Genomic DNA, 22,530 nt, shown 5'->3' with positions numbered 1-22,530 from the left:
GGCATCCGCTTTGATCGGACCGCCAAGCATTACTGGCACCCGTGCCCATACACACTTGAACACGTAGAACAAATAAGGATTGAGATTTAGTGACTGAGACGAAGCACGACGATGTCGACTGGGCCACTGCCGCTGAGCAGTCCTCCGAGGACGACGAAGCGCAAGAGGGCAACACCCTCGCGGCCGACGAAGACTCCGTAGAGGCCGCAGAGCAGGTTGCCCTGCACGTCATCGACGAGAACAACGACGTTGAGGTCAACCTCGACGCCGCTCTCGATGCCCTGGCCGAGTCCGCCGATCCCGAAGCTGACGCCATTGTCGACGGCGCCCTCGACATTGATTCCGCCGAAGAGGCCGACGCCTCCGTCGAAGCCGTCGAAGATGAAGGCAAGCTCGTCAACGCCGAAGATGCAGAAGACGACGCCGAGATCGACCCCTACGAAGCTTTCCGCAAGGAGCTGCGCTTTCTGCCGGGTAAGTGGTACGTCATTCACTCCTACGCCGGTTTCGAGCGTCGCGTGAAGTCGAACATTGAGAACCGCAAGCAGTCGATGGCGATGGAAGATTTCATCTACCAGTGCGAAGTTCCCATGGAAGATGTCGTCGAGATCAAGAATGGCCAGCGCAAGATGGTCACCCGTGTGCGCATCCCGGGCTACGTGCTCGTGCGCATGGACCTCGACGAAGACAGCTGGTCGGTTGTTCGCCACACCCCCGGTGTGACCGGCTTCGTCGGCAACGCCCACAACCCCACGCCGCTGCGCTTCGAAGAGGCCTTCGGCATGCTCAAGGGACTCGTCGAAATCGTCGAAGCCCCGACCAAAGCTGGGGGCGCCCCCGGAAAGTCGGCGCAGCGCGTCATCGCTGCTGAGGTCGACTACGAAATCGGCGAGACCATCACGATCAAGGAAGGCTCGTTCGCGGGCCTGCCCGGTTCGATCAGCGAGATCAAGCCGGAGAGCGGCAAGCTCATCGTGCTCGTTTCCCTGTTCGAGCGTGAGACGCCGGTCGAGCTCAGCTTCGACCAGGTCACCAAGCTCTAACCAGCACCTCTTACCGGCAGAACGGATGACCCGCGCGGGTCATCCACGCTAGGTTCCCAAACCACCGGGGCCCATCCGGGCCACCGGGAGAGCAGTCCTTCGGGGCAGCTCGCACATCAATACGAAGGACAACACAATGGCACCGAAGAAGAAGGTTACCGGTCTGATCAAGCTTCAGATCAAGGCCGGCGCAGCCAACCCCGCACCGCCCATCGGGCCGGCACTGGGTCAGCACGGCGTTAACATCATGGAGTTCTGCAAGGCCTACAACGCAGCGACCGAAGCCCAGCGCGGCAACGTCATCCCCGTTGAGATCACCGTCTATGACGACCGTTCGTTCACCTTCATCCTGAAGACCCCGCCCGCAGCGGAGCTCATCAAGAAGGCTGCCGGCGTCGCCAAGGGCAGCGGAACCCCGCACACCGTCAAGGTTGCCAACCTCACGCAGGCTCAGGTTCGCGAGATCGCTGAAGCGAAGATGGTTGACCTCAACGCCAACGACATCGACGCCGCCGCGAAGATCATCGCCGGAACCGCCCGTTCCATGGGCATCACGGTCAGCGCCTAGCACTAACAACTGCGCGAACACCCCCTCGCTTCTGCGCCACACGGCGCGTGAGCACCCTAAGCAATTAGTGGAAGAGCCTGCCAGGCTCGCACCACACTCTGAAGTACATACAGGAGATTTCACATGGCAACCAAGTCAAAGGCGTACCGCGCCTCCGCCGCGAAAATCGGCGAAGACAACTTCTACACGCCCGTCGAAGCCGTCACCCTCGCCAAGGAGACCGGCTCCGCGAAGTTCAACTCCACGGTTGAGGTCGCCCTCCGCCTCGGAGTCGACCCGCGCAAGGCCGACCAGATGGTTCGTGGAACCGTCATCCTCCCGCACGGCACCGGCCGCACCGCCCGCGTCATCGTCTTCGCAACCGGCCCCGCCGCCGAAGCGGCTATCGCAGCCGGCGCCGACGAGGTCGGTGGCGACGAGCTTATCGAGAAGGTAGCCGCTGGTTACACCTCGTTCGACTCCGCCGTTTCGACCCCCGAGCTCATGGGTAAGGTCGGTCGTCTCGGAAAGGTTCTCGGCCCGCGTGGCCTCATGCCGAACCCGAAGACCGGAACAGTGACGCCCGACGTCGCCAAGGCCGTGTCCGACATCAAGGGTGGAAAGATCGAATTCCGCGTCGACAAGCACTCCAACGTGCACTTCGTCGTTGGCAAGGCATCCTTCTCCGCCGAGCAGCTCAACGAGAACATCTCCGCAGCGCTCGAAGAGATTGTTCGCCTCAAGCCGAGCTCGTCCAAGGGCCGTTACATCACGAAGGGCGTCGTCTCGACCACCTTCGGTCCTGGCATCCAGCTCGATGTCAACAGCATCTAAGCATCCGCTTCACTGAAGCAGGGCCCGTCTTCGGACGGGCCCTGCTTCATTTAAACGGATGATGATGGCCGGGTTGGTTCTCCGTGGGTCGCGCTGGCAGGGAGCACTTGCTCCTCAGCTCCTCAGCTCAACACTCGACACCCCGCGAGCAACCCGCCGCCATCGCTTGTCTCGGCCGTGCCCAGTCGGGTACGCGCTCCGGTAGCTGTGGCGTAGCGCGCAGCCGTAGGGGGCGCGCGCATCCGCTGAGAAGCTGCCGCAGCGGACGGGTCAGCCGATGCGAATCATCTTTTTGTTGACGAATTCGTCGGCACCGAAACGGCCCAGTTCGCGCCCCGAGCCGGAACGTTTGACGCCACCGAAGGGCAGCTCGGCACCGTCGGCGCCGACCAAATTGATGAAGACCATGCCAGCCTCAATGCCGTCGGCCACGCGCAGTGCCTGCTCTGGGTCGGTCGTGAAGACGTAGGAACCCAGGCCAAACGGAGTGTTGTTGGCCAATGCTAGTGCTGCGGCCTCGTCGGGGACGCTGAAGATCTGTGCGACCGGGCCGAAGAATTCTTCGTGGAAGGCATCGGACCCGGGCAACACGTCGGTGAGCACGGTTGCGGCGAAGAAGTTGCCCTCAGCGGTTCCGCCCGTGACGAGGGTGGCACCCTGAGCCACCGCGCGCGCAACCTGCTCGGTCAGAGTCTCGGTGGCCTTTTTCGAGGAAAGCGGCCCGAGTCCGGTACCGTCTTTGGTCGGGTCGCCCAGCTCGACGGCATTGATTGCCGCCGTGAACTTTTCGAGGAAGGGCTGGTATAGCTCCTCGATGACGATGAAGCGCTTGGCAGCATTGCAGGCCTGGCCATTGTTGTCGATGCGAGCAGCCACGGCGGCACCGACGGTCTCATCCAGGTCGTCGGTGGACAGCAGGATGAACGGGTCGGAGCCGCCGAGCTCGAGCACGACCTTCTTCAAGTTGCGTCCGGCCAGCTCAGCAATCGCCGCTCCGGCGCGTTCCGAACCGGTGAGCGAGACACCCTGCAGGCGCTTGTCGGCGATGACCGTGGCGATCTGATCATGGGAAGCGTAGAGGTTGGTGTAAGCACCCTCGGGGAAACCGGCGTCGAGCATGATCTGCGCGATCGCGGCGGCCGATTCTGGGCACTGCTCGGCGTGCTTGAGCAGGATGGTGTTGCCGATGATCAGGTTTGGTCCGGCGAACCGGGCAACCTGGTAGTAAGGAAAGTTCCACGGCATGATTCCGAGCAGCACGCCGAGTGAGCTGCGACGCATAAGCGCCGAACCTTCGCCGGCGAGCAGGGTGATGGCTTCGTCTTTCAGCAGGTCCGTCGCGTTGTCGGCGTAATAGGCGTAAATATCGGCGCTGAAGTCGACCTCGCCGAGGGCCTGCTCCATGGGCTTACCCATTTCGCGCACGATGATCTCGGCAAGCTCCTGGCGGCGCTCGCGGTGCAGTTCGGCCACGCGGCGGATGAGCGCTGCGCGATCATCGACGCTGACGGAGCGCGACCAGGTGTGGGCGTCGTCTGCGGCGGTGATCGCGGTGGTGAGGTCGGCATCCGAGATTGTGTCGTAGGTCTTGACTGTCGCCCCGTTGGCCGGGTTGATGACTGCGTAGCTGGTCATAGGCTTATCCTTCACTGGTCAGGCACCAAATACCGGCGCCGATGCAAACTCTGGTTTGTCAAAGATATAGCAGCGGATGATTAAAGACGACGCAGCCGCAGAAGCTACAGCGCGGGGCTCCCTGGCCACTGATTCTGCTCCGCATGCAGCAGTTCGCGGGTATGCGGATGCTTTGGCGAGCCGAAGAGTTCGGCGACCGAGGCATATTCCACGATTGTGCCGGAACGAACAACGGCGACCCGCTGGCAGGTTAGCGCCGCCACGCTGATCGAGCGCGTGACCATGATCATCGTCAGCCCGTTGTCGCGCTGCAACATCCGCAGCAGGTCCAGAATGTCTGAGCTGTCTGACGCGTCCAGGGCGTCTGTGGGGTTATCGGCCACGACGAGGTCGGGCTTGCTCGCGAGTGAAGCGGCAATGTGTACGCGCTGGGCGACCACGTGCGACAGCTGGTGCGGGTAGGACATGAACGTGTCCTCCGGGCGCTCGACCCCAGCCTGATCCAGCAGGGCCAGCGAACGCTCATAGGCGGCCGTCTTGGCCAGGCCGAGGTAACGCAGCGGTGCGGTCAGCTTCGTTCCGACGGTCACTCCGTGGTCGAGACTGCCGAGTGGATCGCGCGGCAGGTAGGCGATCCTTGCGTCCCGCGGCCGGTCGCGCGGTCGCGGGGGCAGACCAACCAGTTCCCCGCCGTTGAACAGAATCGACCCGGAACGGATGACCGCCGGAGCCGGCAGCAGACCGGCGATGCACTGGGCGATCTCGAGGGCGCCGGAATTGGCGTCGCCGACCAGCCCGATCACTTCGCCGCGGGTTATAGAAAGTGAGATGCCATTGACCAGCAGCGGTGCGTCGGGGCGGGCTCCCGCAGCAACGCGCAGTCCGCGCACGTCCAGCACGGCCGCCGAGCGAAACCAGTGCGACGGCAGCGGAACCGTGGTCTCCGCGGTCGGTGCAGTCGGCGCGGCGGGATCGAGCGACTCGTCCGGCGGCGTGAGTGCCGACTCGGCCGAGGGGATTCCTGCCCGCACGGCGAGATTGATCCGACGAAGAACGGCGCGAGCATCAGTCATGGTCAGCTCGCATTTCAGTAGGGCGAGAGCAGGGACTGAAACGTGGAACTGACGCTCACAACCGAAACTCTCTGGTGCATAGGGCTGTGAGCGTGTGCCAGACTCGACAGCACCCTCACGTCTACCCAATGCTAGCTAATACCGGTGCCAACAACGTACCGGTTTGTTTTTCTTTTTTTGAGCGGATGCTCACACCCCAGTAATCTTCCAGTTAGACCCAGTGAATCCTCCGCCGCCGGGTCATCGTGGTGCTCAGTGCGGCGAGTGGGCCTCGAGAAACTGGTAGACCTCAGTCTGGTCGACGCCGGGAAATGTTCCGGTGGGCAGTGCGGCGAGCAGGCTGGTCGGCGTGCGCGCGGCTGGCCAGGATTGCCCGGCCCAGCGGTCGGCCAGGTTGTCGGGCGCCCGGCGGCAGCACGACTCGTCCGGGCAGAGCGACACGGCGCGGTTTGACGTTTCACGCCCGCGAAACCACTTCACGTGGGCGAAGGGAACGCCCACACTCACCGAGTATTCGCCCTCCTTGGCCTTCTCGACGCGTGAGGTACACCAGAAGCTTCCGGCTGGCATGTCGGTGTACTGGTACCAGGCGCTGAAGCGATCGGCAACGTCGAATACGGTGCGGGCGGTCCAGCTGCGGCAAACCGTGGTGCCCTCGACCGCGCCGAGCGCATCGCTGGGAAAGCGCACATTGTCGTTCTCGTAGGCCTTGATGATGGTGCCCGACTCGTGCACCTTCATGAAGTGCACCGGAATTTCGAGCCGGGCGGTGGCGAGGTTGGTGAAGCGATGTGCGGCCATTTCGTAGGAGACGGCGAAGGCGTCGCGCAGGTCTTCCATCGAGATGCGCCGCAGGGTCTTCGCTTCGGTCAGCATGCGAACGGCATCACGCTCCGGCAGCAGAATGGCGGCGGTGAGATAGTTCGTCTCCACCCGCTGACGCAGAAATTCTGCATAATTTTTCGGTTCCTCGTGTGCGCATAGTTCGCTGGCGAAGGCCTGCACGATCGGGGAGCGGGAATCCCGAGAGGCCGAGCGGTTCGTCGGCAGGTAAATCCGCCCGTTGCGTTTGTCCGTGACCGACCGGGTGGAGTGCGGCAGATCGTTCACGTAGTGCAGTGAGAAGCCCAGATGGGTGGCCATGTCGGCGACGAGCTGCTGCGATACCGGGCCGCCGGAATGCCCCACCGCGGTGAGAATTTCGAGGGCCTGGGCCTCAAGCTCGGGAAAATAATTGTCCTGCTGCCGCATGATCTGGCGCAGGGCCGAGTTAGCCCGCCGGGCTTCCTCCGGGGTCGCGGCTCGTTCCCGGTTGAGCCGGTCGATCTCGTTGTGCAGGCTCAGAATGGTGTGCAGCGTTTCGTCGCTCTGCCCCTTGCTCACACGGATGCGGGGGAGGCCCAACGCCTGAAACACCGGGCCGCGCTGGGCGCGTTCGACCGAGATTTCCAGTGCGGCTCGCTCGGAGGGGGCATCCGTTCGCATCAATTCATCAACGGTCGTGCCGAGGGCGAGGGCGATCGTGCGCAGCATGGACAGGCGCGGTTCGCGCTTGCCGTTCTCCATCATCGACACCTGCGACGGCGCGCGGTCGATGGCGGCGGCGAGGGTGTCGAGCGTCATGCGGCGGGCGGTACGCAGCTCGCGGATGCGCCGCCCGAGGGTGAGAGCGTCGAGCTCGGGTTCATCGACGGCGAGGGACGACAGGGCGGCGAGGGCTTCAGCGGGAACCATTCACACAGTGTCACACGATTCAAAAGTTTCCACAATCAGAAGAACGGGGTTTCTTCTGCCGGTATATTTTGGTTTTGTAGCGTGCAGACCCGGCAGAGTATGAACACAGGCCAGTAACGACGATTTGAACACTGAACGCATCCACCCTCGCGCTCATCGGTTCGACCGAAGCAGAACCGTTCCACCACCATTCAGCCTGAGATCGGGCGCACCGCAATTCGGGTTCGCCCCCTGTCGGTTTCACCTACTTTCGCAAGGAGCCAGACCATGAACACCCCAAACCCGACCATTGATCAGACGGTCACCTCCGCGCCGATCAAGACCGACAAGGTGAAGACCACGACCGGCAGCTTCGCCACCATCCGCCCGCACCTCGAGGTGACCGGCCCGCTCGCAGACCGCTACGACGAGATCCTCACGCCGGACGCCCTCGAATTTCTCGCCGAGCTGCACGAGCATTTTGCCGGCACTCGGCACGACCTGCTCGCTGCCCGGCTGCAGACTCGAGTGGATGCCGCGAATGGTCGCGACCCCAAATTTCTAAGCGTTACCGAGAGCATCCGCTTGGATTCAACCTGGAGCGTTGCAGGAGCCGGACCCGGTCTGGAAGACCGCCGCGTGGAGATAACTGGTCCGACCGACCGCAAGATGGCCATCAACGCGCTCAACTCGAGCGCCAAGGTGTGGCTCGCCGACCAGGAAGACGCCACCAGCCCGACCTGGACCAACGTCATCGAGGGCCAGCTGACCCTGTTCGACCAGGTGCGCGGCCAGCTGAGCTACACGAGCCCCGAGGGCAAAAAATACGAGATCACGAACAAGACCACGCCGACCATCGTGATGCGTCCGCGTGGCTGGCATTTGGTCGAGAAGCACGTGACCTTCGTTGATGCAGCCAACCGTCGCATGAAGTCCTCGGGCAGCCTGATCGACTTCGGCCTGTACTTCTTCCACAACGCCAAGAAGCTCATCGAGAACGGCACCGGCCCGTACTTCTACCTCGCCAAGCTGGAGAGCCACAAGGAAGCCCGCCTGTGGAATGACATCTTCACCTATGCCGAAGAGCGTCTCGGAATCCCGTACGGCACCGTGCGTGCCACCGTGCTGATCGAGACGATTCAGGCCGGCTTCGAGATGGACGAGATCCTCTACGAGCTGCGCGACCACTGCGCCGGGCTGAACGCCGGCCGCTGGGACTACATCTTCAGCATCATCAAGACGTTTCGGGCTCGTGGCAGTCGCTTCGTCTTTCCTGACCGCAAGCAGATCACCATGACGGTGCCGTTCATGCGGGCCTACACGGAGCTGCTCGTGGCCACCTGCCACCGCCGCGGAGCTTTCGCCATCGGCGGCATGAGCGCGTTCATCCCGAACCGTCGCGACACGGCCGTCACCGAGCAGGCGCTCGCCCAGGTCGCCGCCGACAAGAAGCGTGAGGCCACCGACGGCTTCGACGGTTCCTGGGTGGCGCACCCCGACCTGATCCCGACCGCGCAGGCCGAGTTCGACAAGGTGCTCGGCGACCGGCCGAACCAGGTCGAGCGCACCCGCCCCGAGGTGAGTGTGACGGCGGCCCAGCTACTCGACGTCGCCTCGGTCGGCGGTCAGATCACCGAGGCCGGCGTGCGCGGCAACGTGCTCATAGCGCTCCGCTACATCGAGTCCTGGCTGCGCGGCGTTGGTGCTGCGGCAATCGACAACCTGATGGAAGACGCCGCTACCGCGGAGATCTCCCGCTCGCAGCTCTGGCAGTGGATCCACGAGAACTCGGTCACCGCCGAGGGTCGCCGAATCGACTCCGACTGGGTCGAAGAGGTGCTCGACGAGATCGTGGACGGCCTCGAGCGCACCCCCACCGACCGCTTCGACGACGCCCTCACCGTGCTGCGCACGTCGGCGCTCGAGCCCGAGTTCCCGACCTTCTTGACGGTCGGAGCGTACGCCCGCTTCTTATAACTCATTCGGCGTTCGCGAAAGCGGGCAAATGGATGCTTCACCCCGGCAACATCACAGGGGTGAAGCATCCGTTTGCCCGTTTTTTCGTTTTGGGCCAACCCGTGTTCCATCCCTCACTTGGTGGCGTGAGTACCCAATGGGGGAATACCTGAGCTTTTTTCAACTCTAAGGTTCTGGTTGGGAATAGTGAAAACATTTCATTATTTCACACCAAAAACCGAAAATTGAAAGGCACAATTGTGAACAGAATGATCAAGGGCTTTATCGCCGGCGCTGCTGTTGCCGCTCTTCTCCTCGGCGGCTCGGGAACCTTCGCGCTCTGGATTGACACCGCGGCGGTCGCCGGTGCGGACATCACGGCTGGCACACTGACGGTCAAAGCGGGGGAAGGCGTCTGGACAGACCAGACGGAGGCCGCGATTAATATTGCGGACTACCGCATCGTTCCGGGTGACACCCTCACCTACCAGACGCTACTCGACGTGGAAGCTCTCGGTGACAACATCAAGGCGCTGCTGTCTGTCGACAAGGGTCAGCTCACTGCGAACAGCGACTCTGCCGAAGACAAGGCGCTCGAGAAGATTCTCAAGGAGTACACCGACGTGTCCGCGGTGGAAGTGTCTCGCCACGAGGGTCCTGCCGGCCCGGCCCCCGTTCGGGGCGACCAGTCAATTGATTTCGAACTCCTGCAAGGTTCCGTTCAATACCAGGTGATCGTCACGATCACATTCCCGGCCGAATACGAAGACGACGACGCTGCGAAGACCGGATCGGTCAACCTGTCCGAGCTCGGGGTCAAGCTGACGCAGCACCTTTAATAACTCCTCGGCAGGCCAGCGAGCGGAGAGTCGCGTGAAATTTACATTCGAACGCGCGACTCTCCCCGTTGGCCGTGTAGCCAGGTCTGCCCAGGAGCAGGCTGATTCGGGCTTTGAACGGATGTCGCCGATCCTGTCCTAAACGTCGGCGCAAGACGCTAAGGGGTCCATCTCTTCTCGTTTCCCCCGAATTTTGTAAAGGAAGAACTTCATGAACAAGATCCTCACGGGATCAATAGCAGGTGCAGCCGGTATCGTACTTCTCCTCGGCGGGGCCGGGACGTTCGCGCTGTGGAATGACACCGTGGCAATCGCCGGTGCGACCATCACGGCTGGAACGCTGACGGTCGAGGCGGAGGAAGGTACCTGGGCCGATCAGGACGACGACGCGATCACCAGCATCGACGAATACCTCATTGTTCCGGGTGACATCCTCACCTACGAGTCCGTGCTTAACGTGGACGCGCAGGGCGATAATATCCTGGCGCAAATTGTCATCGACCATGGCTCGATCATTTCCGACGACGTGGAAGCGAACCTGGCGCTGGAAGAGCTCCTCACAAAAGCCACCACGGTCGAGGTGGTTGAAGGCGGAGGGGTTGGCGCCAGTGTGGGCGTTGGTCGCACGGGGTTCGACCTGACTGCTGGCGAGCATGAGCTTCTCGTTACCGTCACGATCGCATTCCCAGAAGACGCCGCGGTTGACGACGATGCGAAGACCGGGGCGGTTTACCTGTCCGGCCTCGCGGTGATCCTTTCGCAGACGTTGTAACTGCCCCTGTGCCCAGAATGGAGAGTCGCGTGAAGAGTGAAGCTTTGAGCGCGACTCTCCCGGCCGATCAATATCCGCTGCCCAAACCGGCCAGAAAGGCCGCTAGTCTGTGGCGTCAGATCAGGTTTGCCCTGAGTCTGGCCGTGTTGCTGCTCGTTATCGCGCTCGCCGTGGTGCTGATCGTGATCCCAAAGTTCACCGGATCGATCCCACTGACCGTACTCACCAGCTCGATGGAGCCGGGCTTTCCGCCCGGCACGTTGATCATCGTTCGGCCGGTTGAAGTGGATGCCCTGGTACTGGGTCATGTCATCACCTACCAAATGGAGACCGGAAAACGCGGCGTCATCACCCACCGCATCATCGCCATCAATACCTCGGCGGGTGAGCGCACGTTCGTCACGAAGGGTGACAACAACGGGGCGGCCGATGCTGACGCCGTGCTCGAAGCGCAGGTGCAAGGGCAGCTCTGGTACTCCGTTCCGCTGATTGGGTATGTCAACAGTGCGGTCAATGGTTCCAATCGGGCCTGGCTCATTCCGGTGGCCGCTTCATTGCTCTTCGCCTACGCGGGCTACGAGATCCTGGTCGGCGTCGTGGCCGGCGTGCGCAAGCGCCGACGAGGTAAACGACTGGGCGGGACACCGATCGATTCTCCTGCCGCCGATTCTGGCGTGAAGGTCGACGAACGAGGCTAAAAGATCCGTTGCGTACTCGGTTTCGATGCCGCCGTCAGCAGGCGTTCCATCCCCCAGATTGGGGGGAGAGCGGCACCCAATGGGGGGCATACACGAGCATTGCTCACCCCTAACGTTTTGGATGGGAATAGTGAAAACATCTCATTGTTCTCTCCAAACCTGACTATTTGAGATGAGACTGACGTGAAACTTATGTTAAAACGCAATAAAGCAATCATTGGGGCCGGGGGCGTCGCTGTTGCGTTGACCATGGCGCTCGCAGCATTGGGGCCGACCGGTGCGTACTTCAGCGACACCGAACAGGGCAGCATTGATGGAACGAAGGGCTCGATTAAGATCGCAGGCGTCGACAGCCTCGACTTGCACTTCACCAATATGCTCCCCGGTGAGATGCAGACTGTCTCGGAACGTTACGTGAACAACGGCCTGAGTCCCCAGGATGTCTGGGTCGTCTTCAATAACGCCGAGGCGCTACACGCGTTGAATGACGAAGGCACCTTCATGGAATTCCATCTTTCAGCCAACGGCACAGCGCTGTTTGATTCGGCGAACTTGAACGACAATGGCGATGGTGTTCCCGGATGTGCTGGATTTGACCCGGCAGGCTGCTGGCCCCTCGAGCGAGCGTACAAGCTTCAAGAAAACCTTGCGCCCGGGTCAATTGGAAAAGTTTCCTTCAGCGCTATGATCGCTGCCAAAGCTGTAGGCCAGTCTGAGGTCGGCGGCGGCGATTGGCTTCCGTACCCGGTCAAGCAGCAAAACGGAGCCCCTGTTACGCCCACAGATGCGGGGCTGCCGTACCAGATCGTCGCAACACAAGTTGGGCAGGAACCCGGCCACTAAGGCTTGATGAAACGGCTCGGATGTCGCTGTCGGGTAGCGACGTCCGGGCCATTCACCATTCCAATTCGAGCGTGAAAGGCGTACCGTGAAGAGACTCAAAGGCACCGTGATTCTGCTGCTCGTGCTCGCCGCCGTCCTCACTCCGGTGGCTCTCGTGGCCACGGGCGCCCTGCCCTACCGGGCCTACGTCGTACGCACCGGATCAATGTCGCCCACCATTTTGCCGGCCAGCGTCGTGCTTGTTGAGGCCGACCAGTACGAAGTCGGCCAGGTCATCGCCTTTCGACGCGCCGACGATCGCACCACCCACCGACTCGTGGCCATCAACGACGATGGCACCCTGACCACCAAGGGCGATGCGAACGACACGATCGACCCCTTCACTGTGCCGGCTGCCGATGTCATCGGCGGAGTGATCGCCTTCGTTCCCCGCCTCGGCTATCTCGTGGTCTACCTGCAGAACCCGCTCGCCCTCGGCTCCCTCATTATGTGCGTTCTGAGCATGTGGTACGTCGGGTCGCCGGAACAGAAGCCGGAACAGAAGCCGGAACAGAAGCCGGAACAGAAGCCGGAACAGAAGCCGGACCAGAAGCCGGACCAGAAGCCGGACCAGAAGCCGGACCAGAAGCCGGAACAGAAGCCGGAACAGAAGCCCGAGAAGAAACTGTCCAAGGATTCCAGGGGCATCGCGGCCGTTCGGGTCGCCTAGCTTGCCGACTGGGCTTTCACCTTGTCGTAGGCGGCGAGGGCGGCGCGGCGGGTTTCGCCGAGGTCTACCAGGGGCGCCGGGTAGGCATCCGTGCCGTATTCGGGCACGTTGGCGCGGATGTACTGCTGGTGCGGGTCGAACTTGGCCGCCTGCAGTTCGGGATTGAAGATGCGAAAGTAGGGCGCGGCATCCGCTCCGGAGCCGGCTACCCACTGCCAGCCGAAGGGGTTGCTGGCGGCATCGGCATCGACGAGGGTGTCCCAGAACCAGCGCTCGCCCACCCGCCAGTCGACCAACATATTCTTGATCAGGAATGAAGCGGTGACCATGCGTACCCGGTTGTGCATACTTCCGGTTCGCCAGAGCTCGCGCATGCCGGCATCGACCAGGGCGAAGCCGGTGCGGCCTTGTTGCCACGCGGTCACGGCTTCGTGGTCGAGCTCGGGCCACGGGAAGGCGTCGAAGGCGGGCCGCAGGTTCTTGGTCGCGAGCTCGGGGGCGTGAAACAGCACGTGGTAGGCGAACTCCCGCCAGCCGACCTCGGTGAGAAACCGGGTCGCACTCGCGAGCGCCGGCCCGGAGAGTGAGCGTTGCGCCTCCTGGGTGGCCGCCCAGACCTGGTGCGGGCTGATCTCCCCCCACCGCAGGTACGGCGACAGACGCGACGTCGCGTTCTGGGCCGGTTCGTCACGTTCGGCCCCATAGCGGGGGAGTGATTCGGCCAGAAAGCGCCCAAGCATTTGCTGAGCGGATGTCTCGCCCGGCTGCCACGCCGCGCGCAGCCCGTCGGCCCAGTCGGGCGCGCTCGGCTCGAGGCCCCAGTCGTCGAGGCTGTCGGTAGCGAGGCTGCCCGACCACCCGGAGACGGTGTCGGGGGAGGGGTAGGGCGCGCGCGGCGGCGGACCGGCCTGGCAGGCACGCCAGAACGGCGTGAACACCGAGTAGGAGCCGCCCTGACCGGTTTGGATGGTCCACGGTTCGAACAAGAGTGAACCCGCGAAGCTGTGGGCATCGACGCCGTCGGCGCGCAGCTCGGCCTTGATCGCGGTATCGATCATGCGTTCTGCGGAGCCGTAGCGGCGATTCCAGAAGACGGCAGCGGCATCCGTTTCACGGGCGATTTCGGTGATGATCGGTGCGGCCGGGCCGCGGCGCAGAATTAGCCCGCCGCCGAGCGCCTCGAGCGTTGCACCGAGCGATCTGAGACTCTGGTGGAGCCACCAACGGGCGGCGCCGCCGAGCGTGCGCACTCCGGGGGACTCGTCGTCGAACACATACACGGCCACGATCGGCCGGTGTCGGGCGAGGGCTGCGTGCAGCGCCGGGTGGTCGCCGACGCGCAGGTCGTCGCGAAACCAGACGACCGAGGGGCCGACGTGCTCGTTGGACTCTGCCGGGGTATGGGGAAGTGAAGTCATGGGCTCTCCTCGTGAGAACTCCAGTGTGTACCCTGCCGCGGATGAGACCAATTCGGAGGTAGAACGGTTCGTCGCGCCAGCGTCGGCCGAGGTTCGACCAACGGAGCCACACGTCGAAACGTCGGTATATCTGTGGAAAATAGAGCTAAACGGCGTAAATCTTTGTGCGTACAGACCAAATCGTCGCCATTTGCGCAAAAACTCAATTCCCCATTCTGGGGGTTGGAGCAGGACAGACAAATTTGTCTGTCCCATCTAGTGTGTGAATCGCGGATGGAGCTACAGCCGCAGAAAACACCACCGGACTGTAGCAAATTCATGGCCCAATACCCAGGGTTGTGGACGACCGGCCGCATCACCGTCGCGCTTACCCCGCGGCGATCACGTAGCGGGCTTCTTGCCGTTGCTCCACGCCTGCCGCTTGCTGGCCTGCGACCACCCGAAGTTTTCAGACCAGTACCCGAAGGGCCTCACCATGAACAAGCTCACCAAAGGCGCGATTGCCGGCGCCGCCGGTCTCACCCTCCTGCTCGGCGGTGGCACGACTTTTGCGCTATGGAACTCCTCGGCCGTGGTGGCCGGCGGCACGATCGAAGCTGGCAACCTGGTTGTTTCTCCCAGCGCCATCGACGGCGTTGAAGTTGCCGGTGTTTGGACGGACCAGAACGATGTAGTCCTGAACCTCGAAACATTCGCGGCCTCGCCCGGCGATGTGCTGGTCTATACCAAGAAAATGCACGTCCTGGCCGAGGGGGACAACCTCGTCGCCGAGCTGACGCTCGATGCGGGCTCCATCAACGCCACCACGCCGGGTCACAAAGCCGACGACGCACTGGCCGCCTACCTCATTGGGACCGCAGTTTTGACAGTGACACCCGATGGCGGCATCAAGGATAACTTCTCCCAGACTGAGCGTTCAGTGACCACCGGCCCGACGGATTACACCATCACACCCGGAGCGGGAATCGTCGAGGAAGACGTCACCGTCGAGGTCACGATCACCTTCCCGAACGGCGCGCTGGGCGCTGAGAACACCATGATGCTCGGTTCGGTCACCCTCAAGGACGTGGCGGTCAACCTCACCCAGATCTAACCGATCGGTGCCCGGGTGCCCACCAACGATGGGCACCCGGAAACGACCAGCAGGCAGCATCCACTTTTGATTTGCGAAAGCCGGTGATCTCTTGAAAACATTTCTGTTCGCGAGTGCGGCGATTCTCGGTGCGACCCTGCTGGCCACTGCGGCCGTGGGCGGAACCTATGCCCAGTTGAACTCGAGCGCTTCGGCTGGCCCGGCAGTCACGATTCAGGCCGGATCCGCCGAGCTCAGCATCACGTCAGACCTCGAGATGTCGAATACCCCGCTGTATCCCGGAGCAAGCAACGTCGGCACGGTCGACGTGCGCAACGACGGCACGGTGTCGCTCTCCCTTCGCCTCGCCGGCCTGACGCCGCCGACCGTTTCGACGCTATTCTCGGAGGCCCTGATCGTCGGGGTGAGCGCCGTTTCGACGGTGCAGGAGTGCACGTCAAACCTCACTCCCACCATTGCCGGCACCTTCGCCGACCCGCCGGCTGAGGAGCTCGGCCTCACGCTGGCTCCCGGATCCAGCGCGCTTCTGTGCGTCTCAGTGAGGCTGTCAGCGGATACCCCGAGCGGCAGCCAATCCCAGACCGCGACGAGCTTTGGACTCCTGATTGACGGACGGTAGGTCTAGCCCATGACATCGAACCGTCGTCGTTCTCTGCGGCTGCGCAGCCGGTCTGGGCGTCCGGCGCGCTGGCCCGCCGCACGATCTGCCGTGGCAATTGCGAGCCTGGTCTTTTTGACCTTTGCCGGCACCGGCGTTGCCCAGGCCGTCTGGACCGCCGCGGCGGTCAACCCCACAGCATCCGCTGTCTCGGGCGCCGTGACCATCAGCCAGGACGGGTTCGCCGCGCTCGCGACCGACTACACGTCCCATCTGCTCACGGCGACGAAGCCGGTCACCCTGACCAACGGCGCCGTGCCTGCCGCCTACGACCTGACAGTCAGTTCGGCCGCCGCGACCGCGTTTTCCGCTGCGGTCAACGTGCGCGCCTGGTCGATCGCGGCAACCGGCAGCTGCCCCATGACGCCCCCGACCGGAACAGTGAGCACCCCCCTGGCGACGGGAGTCACTCTGAGCGGCGACCTGGCGGCGAGGGCTTCGGTGCGCTACTGCGTGCAGACGTCGATCGCCAACACCACCGCCGGCACCATGGCCAGCACCTCCCTAACGGCGCAACTGGAATTGCAAGCGCGAACGGGCAACTGGATGTCACCCATCTCGCTCGTCACCGCCGCGCAATCTGTCACCAACACCGCGCCACGCGATCTGGCGGCGGTCAGGAAGACGCACAGCTCCATCTCCTTGACCTGGGCCGCTGCCCAGGACAGAACCGTGACGCGCTACGAGGTCTGGCGAAACGGCACGCGGGTTGCAAACGCACAAAGCGTCACAACCTTCACCGACACCGGCCTGACGGCGAACACGCGCTATACCTACCTGATTTACGCCGTCGATGCGAACGGCAATCACCTGGCCGCCTCGAACGAGCTCGCCGTGTCTACGAACAAGCAGCCACCGGCCCCTGGCGTGTGGTACCACGTCGTCACCGCCGCCGGGACCTGTGTCGATGCGGCCGCCCCGCAACAAAAGGGACGAGTGCTGGCGACGAAGGAGTGCTCGACCGCCTCAACCTCTCGGTTCAGCTTCGTTGCGGACAGAAACGGTTCCGAGTATGAAATCGTCGCCGCTGACGAGAACCTGGTGTGGACTGCGGAAGGCACGTCTCCGCTGTCGCTCAGCACGCAGAGTGGCCCAGCAGACAAAGCCAAGCAACGTTTCACGCTCGCCCCGATCAGCTTGGGCAGTGCCACCTTTCAGATTCGCAGCGTGAAGGACGACACGAAGTGCCTTGAGTCAGGCAACACGCTCACCTTGAAGACGTGCGACACCACGGTACCCATCCAGGAAAACCAGCTATTCACCCTCGACGAGGTGACTTCATGACCGGATTCCTGATCCGTGCCCGGATCGCAGCGACCGTGGGCGCCGTGTTCCTGCTGACCGTGAGTGGGACCGCCGCCCCGGCCCTGGCGGCGCCGGGCGCCGAGTCCGCTCCCGACGTCTTGGTCAGCAGCGATGGCGAACATTTTGCCAGCAGCCTGCCCGTCGGACTGTTCGGATCGTACGGCCTGCTGATTCCGCATGGTTCGATGCAATCGAGCCTGTGGATTCAGAACCCGAGCGACCGGCCCGCGAACGTGCGGGTGAGCCTGCGGGAGCCGGGCGGAGCATCCGCTAATCGAACGGTCTCTGACCTTCGGGAATACCTCATCCTGACCGTCGAAGACGCCGCGGCGCAGACGGTGACCACCGTTCCGCAGCTGGCCGACGCGGGCTGCGCGGTACTCGCGCCCGAGCAGCCGCTCGCGGCCGGTGACACCCTGCGGGTCGAGCTCACGATCGAGATGATGAACGTGAACGGACTGACCGCTCAAAACGCGCGCGCGGACCTCGGCGTTCTCGTTGCGCTGCGCGATGCCGAGGCTGGACCCTTCGCGGCATCGGCCTGCGACGACGATGGCGTGCTCATTCCGGCCATCGCCGAACCGTCAGTACCCCAGCGGGCGGATGCTCTGTCGCGCACCGGCGTCGACCTGCCCGTTCCGGCCATTATCGGCGGCGGCCTGCTGCTCGGCCTGGGCGTGCTGCTGGTCACCCGGCGGCGCCGTGACCGGCGTGAACCGTGACGCAGCCGGCTGACGCACCGATCGCGCCGACCGATACGCCCGCTCCCAGCCTCTGGCGTTTTCTGGGGATCGCGCTTAGCGCTGCCGTGCTACTGCTCGTCATCGGGCTCGGACTGGTGCTCGTGGTCATTCCCAAGGCGACCGGTGCGACCCCGCTGACCGTGCTGACCAGCTCGATGGAGCCGGGACTTTCGCCCGGCACTGTCGTCATCGTGCGCCCGGTCGACGCCAACGCGCTGCACATTGGAGACGTCGTTACGTATCAAATGGTGTCCGGCGACGCCAAGGTCGTGACGCACCGCATCCTCTCGATCGTTTCGAGCTCAGAAGGACCGCGTTCCTTCATCGTGCAGGGCGACAACAACAGTGCGCCCGACGACGACCCCGTGCTGGCCGAGCAGATTCAAGGTCGGCTCTGGTACGCGGTACCCTTCGTCGGCTACGTCAACAACGTGATCACCGGGGCAAACCGGACCTGGATCATCCCCGTGGTGACCGTGGCCCTGTTCGGCTATGCCTGCTTCATGGTCGTCGGCGGCCTGCTCGACCGCCGAAAAACCCACAAACGGGGAGTGGATGCCGACGACCCGGCCCTCGGGTTACGAGACGCGGAGCACGATCTTGCCGCGGGTGTGACCCTCTTCGAGCAGTCGGTGCGCGGCGGCACCGTCGGCGAGTTCGAACACGGAGTCGACGTGCACGCGCACGGTTCCGCTGGAGAGTAAAGCTGAGATCTCGTCGAGCGTGCGCGCGTCGGGGGACACCTTGAAACCGGTCGCGCGGCGGCCGACGGCGGCGGCATCCGCTGCCATGGTCGGCCAGCTGCCGGTCGGTGCGTTCACGAGCAGGCCGCCGGGGCGCAGGGCCGCGAGCGAGCGGGTGCCGGTGTTGTCGTGCACGTTGCCGATGAGGTCGATGACCGAGTCAAGATCGTGGACCACATCCTCGAAGCGGGTCGTGCTGTAGTCGATGACCTCGTCGGCGCCGAGCTCGCGCAGAAAGTCGAGGTTGCGGGTCGACGCCGTCGCGGTCACGTGCGCTCCCAGCACCCGGGCAAACTGCACCGCGAAGTGACCGACGCCGCCGCTGCCGGCGTGCACCAGCATCCGCTGCCCGGGAGCTGCCCCGGCCAACTTGACCATGCCCCAGGCGGTCAACGCCGCGATCGGAACGGCGGCCGCTTCGGCGTGGCTGAGCCTGGCCGGTTTGTGCGTGACGCTCATGCTCGAGACCGAGACATACTCGGCGAAGCTGCCGCTGGTGCGCGGCACGCGGCCCATGCCGTAGACCGCGTCGCCGGGCTGCAGCGGCGAGGCCTCGAACGCGGCGCGCACGACGATTCCGCTGAAGTCGTTGCCGAGAATGGTCGGGTAGCTCTGGATCGCGGCCGCGACGCCCTTGCCCGCACGGGTCTTGGCGTCGATCGGGTTGAGGCCGGCGGCGACGACTTTGATGAGCACCTCGTCGGAAATCTGGCGGGGCAGCGGCCGTTCGGCCAGGTGCAACACCTCGGGGGCGCCGGTCTCGTCGATGATGAGGGCGCGCATGGTCTCCGGCAGTTCGTATTCAGTAGCCATGCTCCCCATTCTGCTGCATCGCACCCGCGCCCCCGCTTTCCGGGCCCGGGCCCGGGCCCGGAAAGCGGGCCCATGATCTATCGTGGGCCCGCGGAGCGGGCCCGGGCCCGGTCCAAACATATGGAGTTGCTCGCTCCCGGATGCGCGATGACGGGTGCGCCTGAGGGATGCGCGGTGAGGACCCCTCACCGCGCAAGCCCCGCCAAACGGACCGCTAGCGGCGGGTCTGCTCGTCGAGGTTGTCGATCAGGGCGTTGGCGAGGCCGACCAGTATGGCGATCTGGTCTTCGTCGCGTTCGATCCAGCGACATTCGGGCACTGGGGCCACCGGCACGAAGCCCCGGTGCTCTTCCCAGACCAGCAGCGTGCGGTCGGCGCCGAGCACATATTGCTGCCACCACACCTGCCGCATATAACTGCGCGGAATGCTGCGCCACGGCTTGCTCGTGGTCTTGATCTCGGCCAGGTGCAGATCGCCATTGGCCGCCACGCCGACTCCGTCGGGTGTGGCCAGATGCCGTGGGTGCGCGAGCGACCGGAACAGGTTCGTGCTCGGCTCGATGCCGTAGTTCTCCAGCACCCAGGCGGCGATGACCGGTTCCCGGGCCCGCCCGTGGTCGGTGTAGCTGTTGCCGGTGAAGCTCGTGCCGTGCATTTTGTCGTGGGCCGCGTTCAGAATGGATTTCGGAGTCGACAGTTTCGCGACATCCGTTGCGGTGATTCCCTGGTTGCGCGCCCGCAGCCAGGCCACCCGGTCGGTCGAGTCAGCGACGATGCGCAGCGTGTGCGGTGCCGGCAGCAGAGCGGATGCTGCAAGGTGCGTTGAAGGCTGGTCCAGATCGAAGAGGGACAGCGTTGAATTCGGCACCCCTCTATTGTGTGCCCGCGCGCCCGGTCGGCGCGCCACCGCCACGGAGTGCCGCTCGTTTGCTGCCGCGCACGCTGCGGCCGCTCGCCGCGCCGCGTTGCACCCGACACGCCCCGCTCGGCAGCCCCGAAACTCTGAGAATCGTTATCGCGAAGTGATCTGAGTTCGCTAGCGTGAGTGCACGGCAACCAACCGGGGGAATACTATGTCGCACCGCGCACGCACAGCTGGAGGCGCAGTCGCGATCACGCTCGCCATTTTGCTCAGCGGATGCGCCGGCCTCCCCGGCTTCCCCGCCGCGACCGACGCTCCGATCGCGCACCTCGTCGAAGGGGTCGACTGCCAGGCGCCCAACCTCAATCACGACATCGCCGTGCAGGAGGGTGTTCCGACCCAAACCGACCTGACCGCCGAGCACCCCGCCGCGCCGGATCCGGGACGGGTTCCGACCGACTTCAACCCCGTCGCCGCCTATCGCTGCACCTTTTTCGGCAGCCTCGACGACGCGCAGGGCCGCTGGTCGGCCGTGCAGGTCGAGACCCTTGAGGGCGACTTCGGCGCGCTGCTGTCGGCGCTCGCCGAACCCAGCGACCAGGCGGGCCCCAACCAGGCCTGCACCGCCGACATGGAGCTGGTGCCGGAACTCTGGCTCGAAAACACCGACGGTGACGCACTTCGCGCCGCCTGGCCGCGCACCTCCTGCGGCAAAACCAAGCCGGCGACCCACACCGCTCTCGACGAGCTCGAGCTGACCGACACGACCCTGCTTCCGCTCGTGTTGCAGGTCACGCGAGAGGCGCTCGACGCCAATTGCGCGATGAGCACCGGCACGCCCGAGCAGTCGCTGCTCTTTGGCGGTATGGGCCTGCAGACCTTTCCGGAGGGCATGAGCGACGGTGCTGAACCGACCACGATTCCGGCGCCGCCGGCCGAGGCTCCGTCCCTCGCCGGCGTCGACGGCGCGAGCGTCTGCGTCTACACGGTCGATCTGCAGCAAGACCCCGGCCTCAGCGAGCTCAACTCCGTCGAGGGGATCGATGACCTCGCTCTCGGCGCAATGATGAACCTGCAGTTCGGCACCTTTGCCGGCGCGAGCACCCTTGAAGCGGATGCTGCGGTGCTCCTCGCCGCCGCAGCATCCGCTTCGCAGGCGCCCGAGTGCAGCACCGACCCGACCCGGTTTGCGGTGCTCTGGCCGGAGCGCGCAGGCACCCGGCTCGACACGTCGATTCAGGTCGAACTCGACGGCTGCCAGAGGCTGTTCCTGCCCGGCAGCCACGCGCTCGTGCCCGCGCCGGAACTGCTCAACATCCTGCAATAAACCGCGAGCGCGCTCAGTCAATCGACGCGCGAAGCGGCGGGGCCGCCGTTCGATGCGTGTGCAGCCGTCCGGCGCGGTCGAGAAAGTACAGACCACCCCGAACGATGTTGATCTCCCCACTCAGCGGCGGGGTATTCGCGAGCTCAGAGAAGCCGGTGCGGTCGAGCACCCCGAGCTTGCTCGTGCCGTAGGCCTTGGCATAGAGCACCCCGTTGTAGGCGGCCAGCCCGGTGAATCGCCCGCTCGATGCGAGGCTGAAGGTTGACCGCGCCCAGACATAGACGTGACGGCGCGTGCGAATATATAGCGCCTCATCAAGGGCGGCGAACTCGAACGGCCCGTCGGCGGGAACACCGTCCAGCCGGGTAAACGATGACCCGCGGTAGCTCGAGATGGCGCACACTTCTGAGTCATGGTGAACGATATAGAGTTCCTGACCAAACACCGTCAGGGCGAGAATGTCGATCGGGGATCCGGCTACTGGAACCAGTTCACGGCCGTTGACGTACCAGAGGCCGGACTGTAAGCGAAAGTACGCTCGTCCGCGAAAGCTGGTCAGGAGCAGTTGCGAGGCCTCGGTTGTGGCGATGAAGGTGAACCGGCCGTTGCGATAGCGATGAATCGACGTGAGACCCGGATGCCGGTCGGACTCGGCCGTCAGATACAGGTCGGTGCCCACGGCGACGATGCGCGTGATTCCTGCCGGGGCCTGAGGCACGGTGGCCAGGCTCGAACCGTCGAAGCAGAACAGCGCATCTCGTCCGTAGACCAGAAAGTAGGTCTTTCCGCCGACGTCGGTCAGATTGTGAGCATCGGCCGGGGCTTGGTCGACGAGTGCAGCAGGGCTCGAAGGTAGTGCTCGGCGGCGGAGCAGGGCTGTCAAGGTCATGGCCGGTTCCCCCGTGT

21 protein-coding genes and 1 pseudogene are annotated in these 22,530 nt (G+C 64.0%); 15 read left to right on the top strand and 7 right to left on the bottom strand.

The annotated features are described in order from the left end of the window. Positions 1–89: 89 nt before the first annotated feature. The 3 genes from nusG to rplA all read left to right on the top strand — a co-directional run bounded on the left by nusG (position 90) and on the right by rplA (position 2,424). A complete protein-coding gene (gene nusG / locus E3O11_RS06110) occupies positions 90–1,043 on the top strand; it encodes a transcription termination/antitermination protein NusG (RefSeq protein ID WP_092448384.1) in 954 nt (317 codons plus the stop codon). 136 nt (positions 1,044–1,179) lie between these two features. Continuing rightward, the gene (rplK, locus tag E3O11_RS06105) at positions 1,180–1,611 is read left to right on the top strand and encodes a 50S ribosomal protein L11 (protein ID WP_092106326.1); all 432 of its coding nucleotides are present in this window, start codon (positions 1,180–1,182) and stop codon (positions 1,609–1,611) included. Between the two features lie 123 nt (positions 1,612–1,734). Then, complete coding sequence (gene rplA, locus E3O11_RS06100; protein WP_092448383.1) at positions 1,735–2,424, top strand: 50S ribosomal protein L1; 690 nt, start codon at positions 1,735–1,737, stop codon at positions 2,422–2,424. Between the two features lie 270 nt (positions 2,425–2,694). Here the strand turns inward: rplA and E3O11_RS06095 are convergent, their stop codons facing one another. From E3O11_RS06095 to E3O11_RS06085, 3 genes are all read right to left on the bottom strand, one after another. After that, positions 2,695–4,059, bottom strand: a complete 1,365-nt coding sequence (locus E3O11_RS06095; RefSeq protein ID WP_092448382.1) for an NAD-dependent succinate-semialdehyde dehydrogenase — start codon at positions 4,057–4,059, stop codon at positions 2,695–2,697. A gap of 104 nt (positions 4,060–4,163) precedes the next feature. Next, the gene (locus E3O11_RS06090) at positions 4,164–5,132 is read right to left on the bottom strand and encodes an ATP-binding cassette domain-containing protein (RefSeq protein ID WP_092448381.1); all 969 of its coding nucleotides are present in this window, start codon (positions 5,130–5,132) and stop codon (positions 4,164–4,166) included. A 252-nt stretch (positions 5,133–5,384) separates the two neighbouring features. Continuing rightward, entirely contained in the window at positions 5,385–6,866 is a 1,482-nt protein-coding gene (locus tag E3O11_RS06085) for an XRE family transcriptional regulator (RefSeq protein ID WP_092448380.1), read from the bottom strand. A 267-nt stretch (positions 6,867–7,133) separates the two neighbouring features. Between E3O11_RS06085 and aceB the strand changes: the two genes are divergently transcribed. The 6 genes from aceB (at position 7,134) to E3O11_RS06055 (ending at position 12,662) form a co-directional block, all read left to right on the top strand. Beyond that, positions 7,134–8,822, top strand: coding sequence for a malate synthase A (gene aceB, locus E3O11_RS06080; RefSeq protein ID WP_092448379.1), 1,689 nt, complete (start codon positions 7,134–7,136; stop codon positions 8,820–8,822). A 248-nt stretch (positions 8,823–9,070) separates the two neighbouring features. Continuing rightward, entirely contained in the window at positions 9,071–9,640 is a 570-nt protein-coding gene (locus E3O11_RS06075; protein WP_092448378.1) for an alternate-type signal peptide domain-containing protein, read from the top strand. A 211-nt stretch (positions 9,641–9,851) separates the two neighbouring features. Further along, complete coding sequence (locus E3O11_RS06070) at positions 9,852–10,412, top strand: alternate-type signal peptide domain-containing protein (RefSeq protein ID WP_092448377.1); 561 nt, start codon at positions 9,852–9,854, stop codon at positions 10,410–10,412. 44 nt (positions 10,413–10,456) lie between these two features. Beyond that, on the top strand, positions 10,457–11,110 hold the full coding sequence (locus tag E3O11_RS06065) for a signal peptidase I (RefSeq protein WP_166787506.1): 654 nt from the start codon (positions 10,457–10,459) through the stop codon (positions 11,108–11,110). Between the two features lie 183 nt (positions 11,111–11,293). Then, positions 11,294–11,953: a hypothetical protein gene (locus tag E3O11_RS06060; RefSeq protein WP_134478140.1), complete on the top strand. Its 660-nt coding sequence runs from the start codon at positions 11,294–11,296 to the stop codon at positions 11,951–11,953. 85 nt (positions 11,954–12,038) lie between these two features. Further along, complete coding sequence (locus E3O11_RS06055) at positions 12,039–12,662, top strand: signal peptidase I (RefSeq protein WP_092448374.1); 624 nt, start codon at positions 12,039–12,041, stop codon at positions 12,660–12,662. Here the strand turns inward: E3O11_RS06055 and E3O11_RS06050 are convergent. Then, positions 12,659–14,080, bottom strand: coding sequence for a cryptochrome/photolyase family protein (locus E3O11_RS06050; RefSeq protein WP_092448373.1), 1,422 nt, complete (start codon positions 14,078–14,080; stop codon positions 12,659–12,661). The genes E3O11_RS06055 and E3O11_RS06050 overlap by 4 nt on opposite strands. A gap of 475 nt (positions 14,081–14,555) precedes the next feature. Between E3O11_RS06050 and E3O11_RS06045 the strand changes: the two genes are divergently transcribed. The 5 genes and pseudogenes from E3O11_RS06045 to E3O11_RS18070 all read left to right on the top strand — a co-directional run. Continuing rightward, positions 14,556–15,173, top strand: a complete 618-nt coding sequence (locus E3O11_RS06045; RefSeq protein ID WP_092448372.1) for an alternate-type signal peptide domain-containing protein — start codon at positions 14,556–14,558, stop codon at positions 15,171–15,173. 91 nt (positions 15,174–15,264) lie between these two features. Beyond that, the gene (locus E3O11_RS06040; protein ID WP_092448371.1) at positions 15,265–15,792 is read left to right on the top strand and encodes a hypothetical protein; all 528 of its coding nucleotides are present in this window, start codon (positions 15,265–15,267) and stop codon (positions 15,790–15,792) included. A gap of 90 nt (positions 15,793–15,882) precedes the next feature. Further along, positions 15,883–17,115, top strand: coding sequence for a fibronectin type III domain-containing protein (locus tag E3O11_RS06035; protein WP_166787505.1), 1,233 nt, complete (start codon positions 15,883–15,885; stop codon positions 17,113–17,115). Next, entirely contained in the window at positions 17,112–17,858 is a 747-nt protein-coding gene (locus E3O11_RS06030; RefSeq protein WP_092448369.1) for an LPXTG cell wall anchor domain-containing protein, read from the top strand. The genes E3O11_RS06035 and E3O11_RS06030 overlap by 4 nt, the downstream gene beginning before the upstream one ends. Beyond that, positions 17,855–18,337 (top strand): annotated as a pseudogene (locus tag E3O11_RS18070) (signal peptidase I); the annotation flags it as partial. The gene E3O11_RS06030 and the pseudogene E3O11_RS18070, both read left to right, overlap by 4 nt. Before the next feature lie 120 nt (positions 18,338–18,457). Here E3O11_RS18070 and E3O11_RS06020 read toward each other — a convergent pair. Both E3O11_RS06020 and E3O11_RS06015 read right to left on the bottom strand, forming a co-directional pair. Continuing rightward, positions 18,458–19,435, bottom strand: a complete 978-nt coding sequence (locus tag E3O11_RS06020; protein WP_241991095.1) for an NADP-dependent oxidoreductase — start codon at positions 19,433–19,435, stop codon at positions 18,458–18,460. A 214-nt stretch (positions 19,436–19,649) separates the two neighbouring features. Continuing rightward, positions 19,650–20,237, bottom strand: a complete 588-nt coding sequence (locus tag E3O11_RS06015) for a YqaJ viral recombinase family protein (protein ID WP_369828660.1) — start codon at positions 20,235–20,237, stop codon at positions 19,650–19,652. A gap of 271 nt (positions 20,238–20,508) precedes the next feature. Here E3O11_RS06015 and E3O11_RS06010 point away from each other — a divergent pair, with 271 nt between their 5' ends. Next, complete coding sequence (locus E3O11_RS06010) at positions 20,509–21,624, top strand: hypothetical protein (RefSeq protein ID WP_092448366.1); 1,116 nt, start codon at positions 20,509–20,511, stop codon at positions 21,622–21,624. 13 nt (positions 21,625–21,637) lie between these two features. Here the strand turns inward: E3O11_RS06010 and E3O11_RS06005 are convergent, their stop codons facing one another. After that, the gene (locus tag E3O11_RS06005; RefSeq protein WP_092448365.1) at positions 21,638–22,513 is read right to left on the bottom strand and encodes a hypothetical protein; all 876 of its coding nucleotides are present in this window, start codon (positions 22,511–22,513) and stop codon (positions 21,638–21,640) included. Positions 22,514–22,530 lie beyond the last annotated feature (17 nt).

The sequence above is a fragment of the Cryobacterium levicorallinum genome, assembly GCF_004402405.1.
In the GTDB taxonomy this organism is placed as follows: Bacteria; Actinomycetota; Actinomycetes; order Actinomycetales; family Microbacteriaceae; genus Cryobacterium; species Cryobacterium levicorallinum.
Note: the sequence above shows the minus strand (reverse complement) of the source record. Positions and strands in the feature narration are given on the sequence as shown.

What these genes read in the sequence shown, in the direction of transcription:
- rplK (WP_092106326.1), top strand. Translation starts at nt 1,180, where the DNA reads ATGGCACCGAAGAAGAAGGTTACCGGTCTGATCAAGCTTCAGATCAAG.
- rplA (WP_092448383.1), top strand. Translation starts at nt 1,735, where the DNA reads ATGGCAACCAAGTCAAAGGCGTACCGCGCCTCCGCCGCGAAAATCGGC.
- E3O11_RS06095 (WP_092448382.1), bottom strand. Translation starts at nt 4,059, where the DNA reads ATGACCAGCTACGCAGTCATCAACCCGGCCAACGGGGCGACAGTCAAG.
- E3O11_RS06090 (WP_092448381.1), bottom strand. Translation starts at nt 5,132, where the DNA reads ATGACTGATGCTCGCGCCGTTCTTCGTCGGATCAATCTCGCCGTGCGG.
- E3O11_RS06085 (WP_092448380.1), bottom strand. Translation starts at nt 6,866, where the DNA reads ATGGTTCCCGCTGAAGCCCTCGCCGCCCTGTCGTCCCTCGCCGTCGAT.
- aceB (WP_092448379.1), top strand. Translation starts at nt 7,134, where the DNA reads ATGAACACCCCAAACCCGACCATTGATCAGACGGTCACCTCCGCGCCG.
- E3O11_RS06075 (WP_092448378.1), top strand. Translation starts at nt 9,071, where the DNA reads ATGATCAAGGGCTTTATCGCCGGCGCTGCTGTTGCCGCTCTTCTCCTC.
- E3O11_RS06070 (WP_092448377.1), top strand. Translation starts at nt 9,852, where the DNA reads ATGAACAAGATCCTCACGGGATCAATAGCAGGTGCAGCCGGTATCGTA.
- E3O11_RS06050 (WP_092448373.1), bottom strand. Translation starts at nt 14,080, where the DNA reads ATGACTTCACTTCCCCATACCCCGGCAGAGTCCAACGAGCACGTCGGC.
- E3O11_RS06045 (WP_092448372.1), top strand. Translation starts at nt 14,556, where the DNA reads ATGAACAAGCTCACCAAAGGCGCGATTGCCGGCGCCGCCGGTCTCACC.
- E3O11_RS06030 (WP_092448369.1), top strand. Translation starts at nt 17,112, where the DNA reads ATGACCGGATTCCTGATCCGTGCCCGGATCGCAGCGACCGTGGGCGCC.
- E3O11_RS06020 (WP_241991095.1), bottom strand. Translation starts at nt 19,435, where the DNA reads ATGGCTACTGAATACGAACTGCCGGAGACCATGCGCGCCCTCATCATC.
- E3O11_RS06010 (WP_092448366.1), top strand. Translation starts at nt 20,509, where the DNA reads ATGTCGCACCGCGCACGCACAGCTGGAGGCGCAGTCGCGATCACGCTC.
- E3O11_RS06005 (WP_092448365.1), bottom strand. Translation starts at nt 22,513, where the DNA reads ATGACCTTGACAGCCCTGCTCCGCCGCCGAGCACTACCTTCGAGCCCT.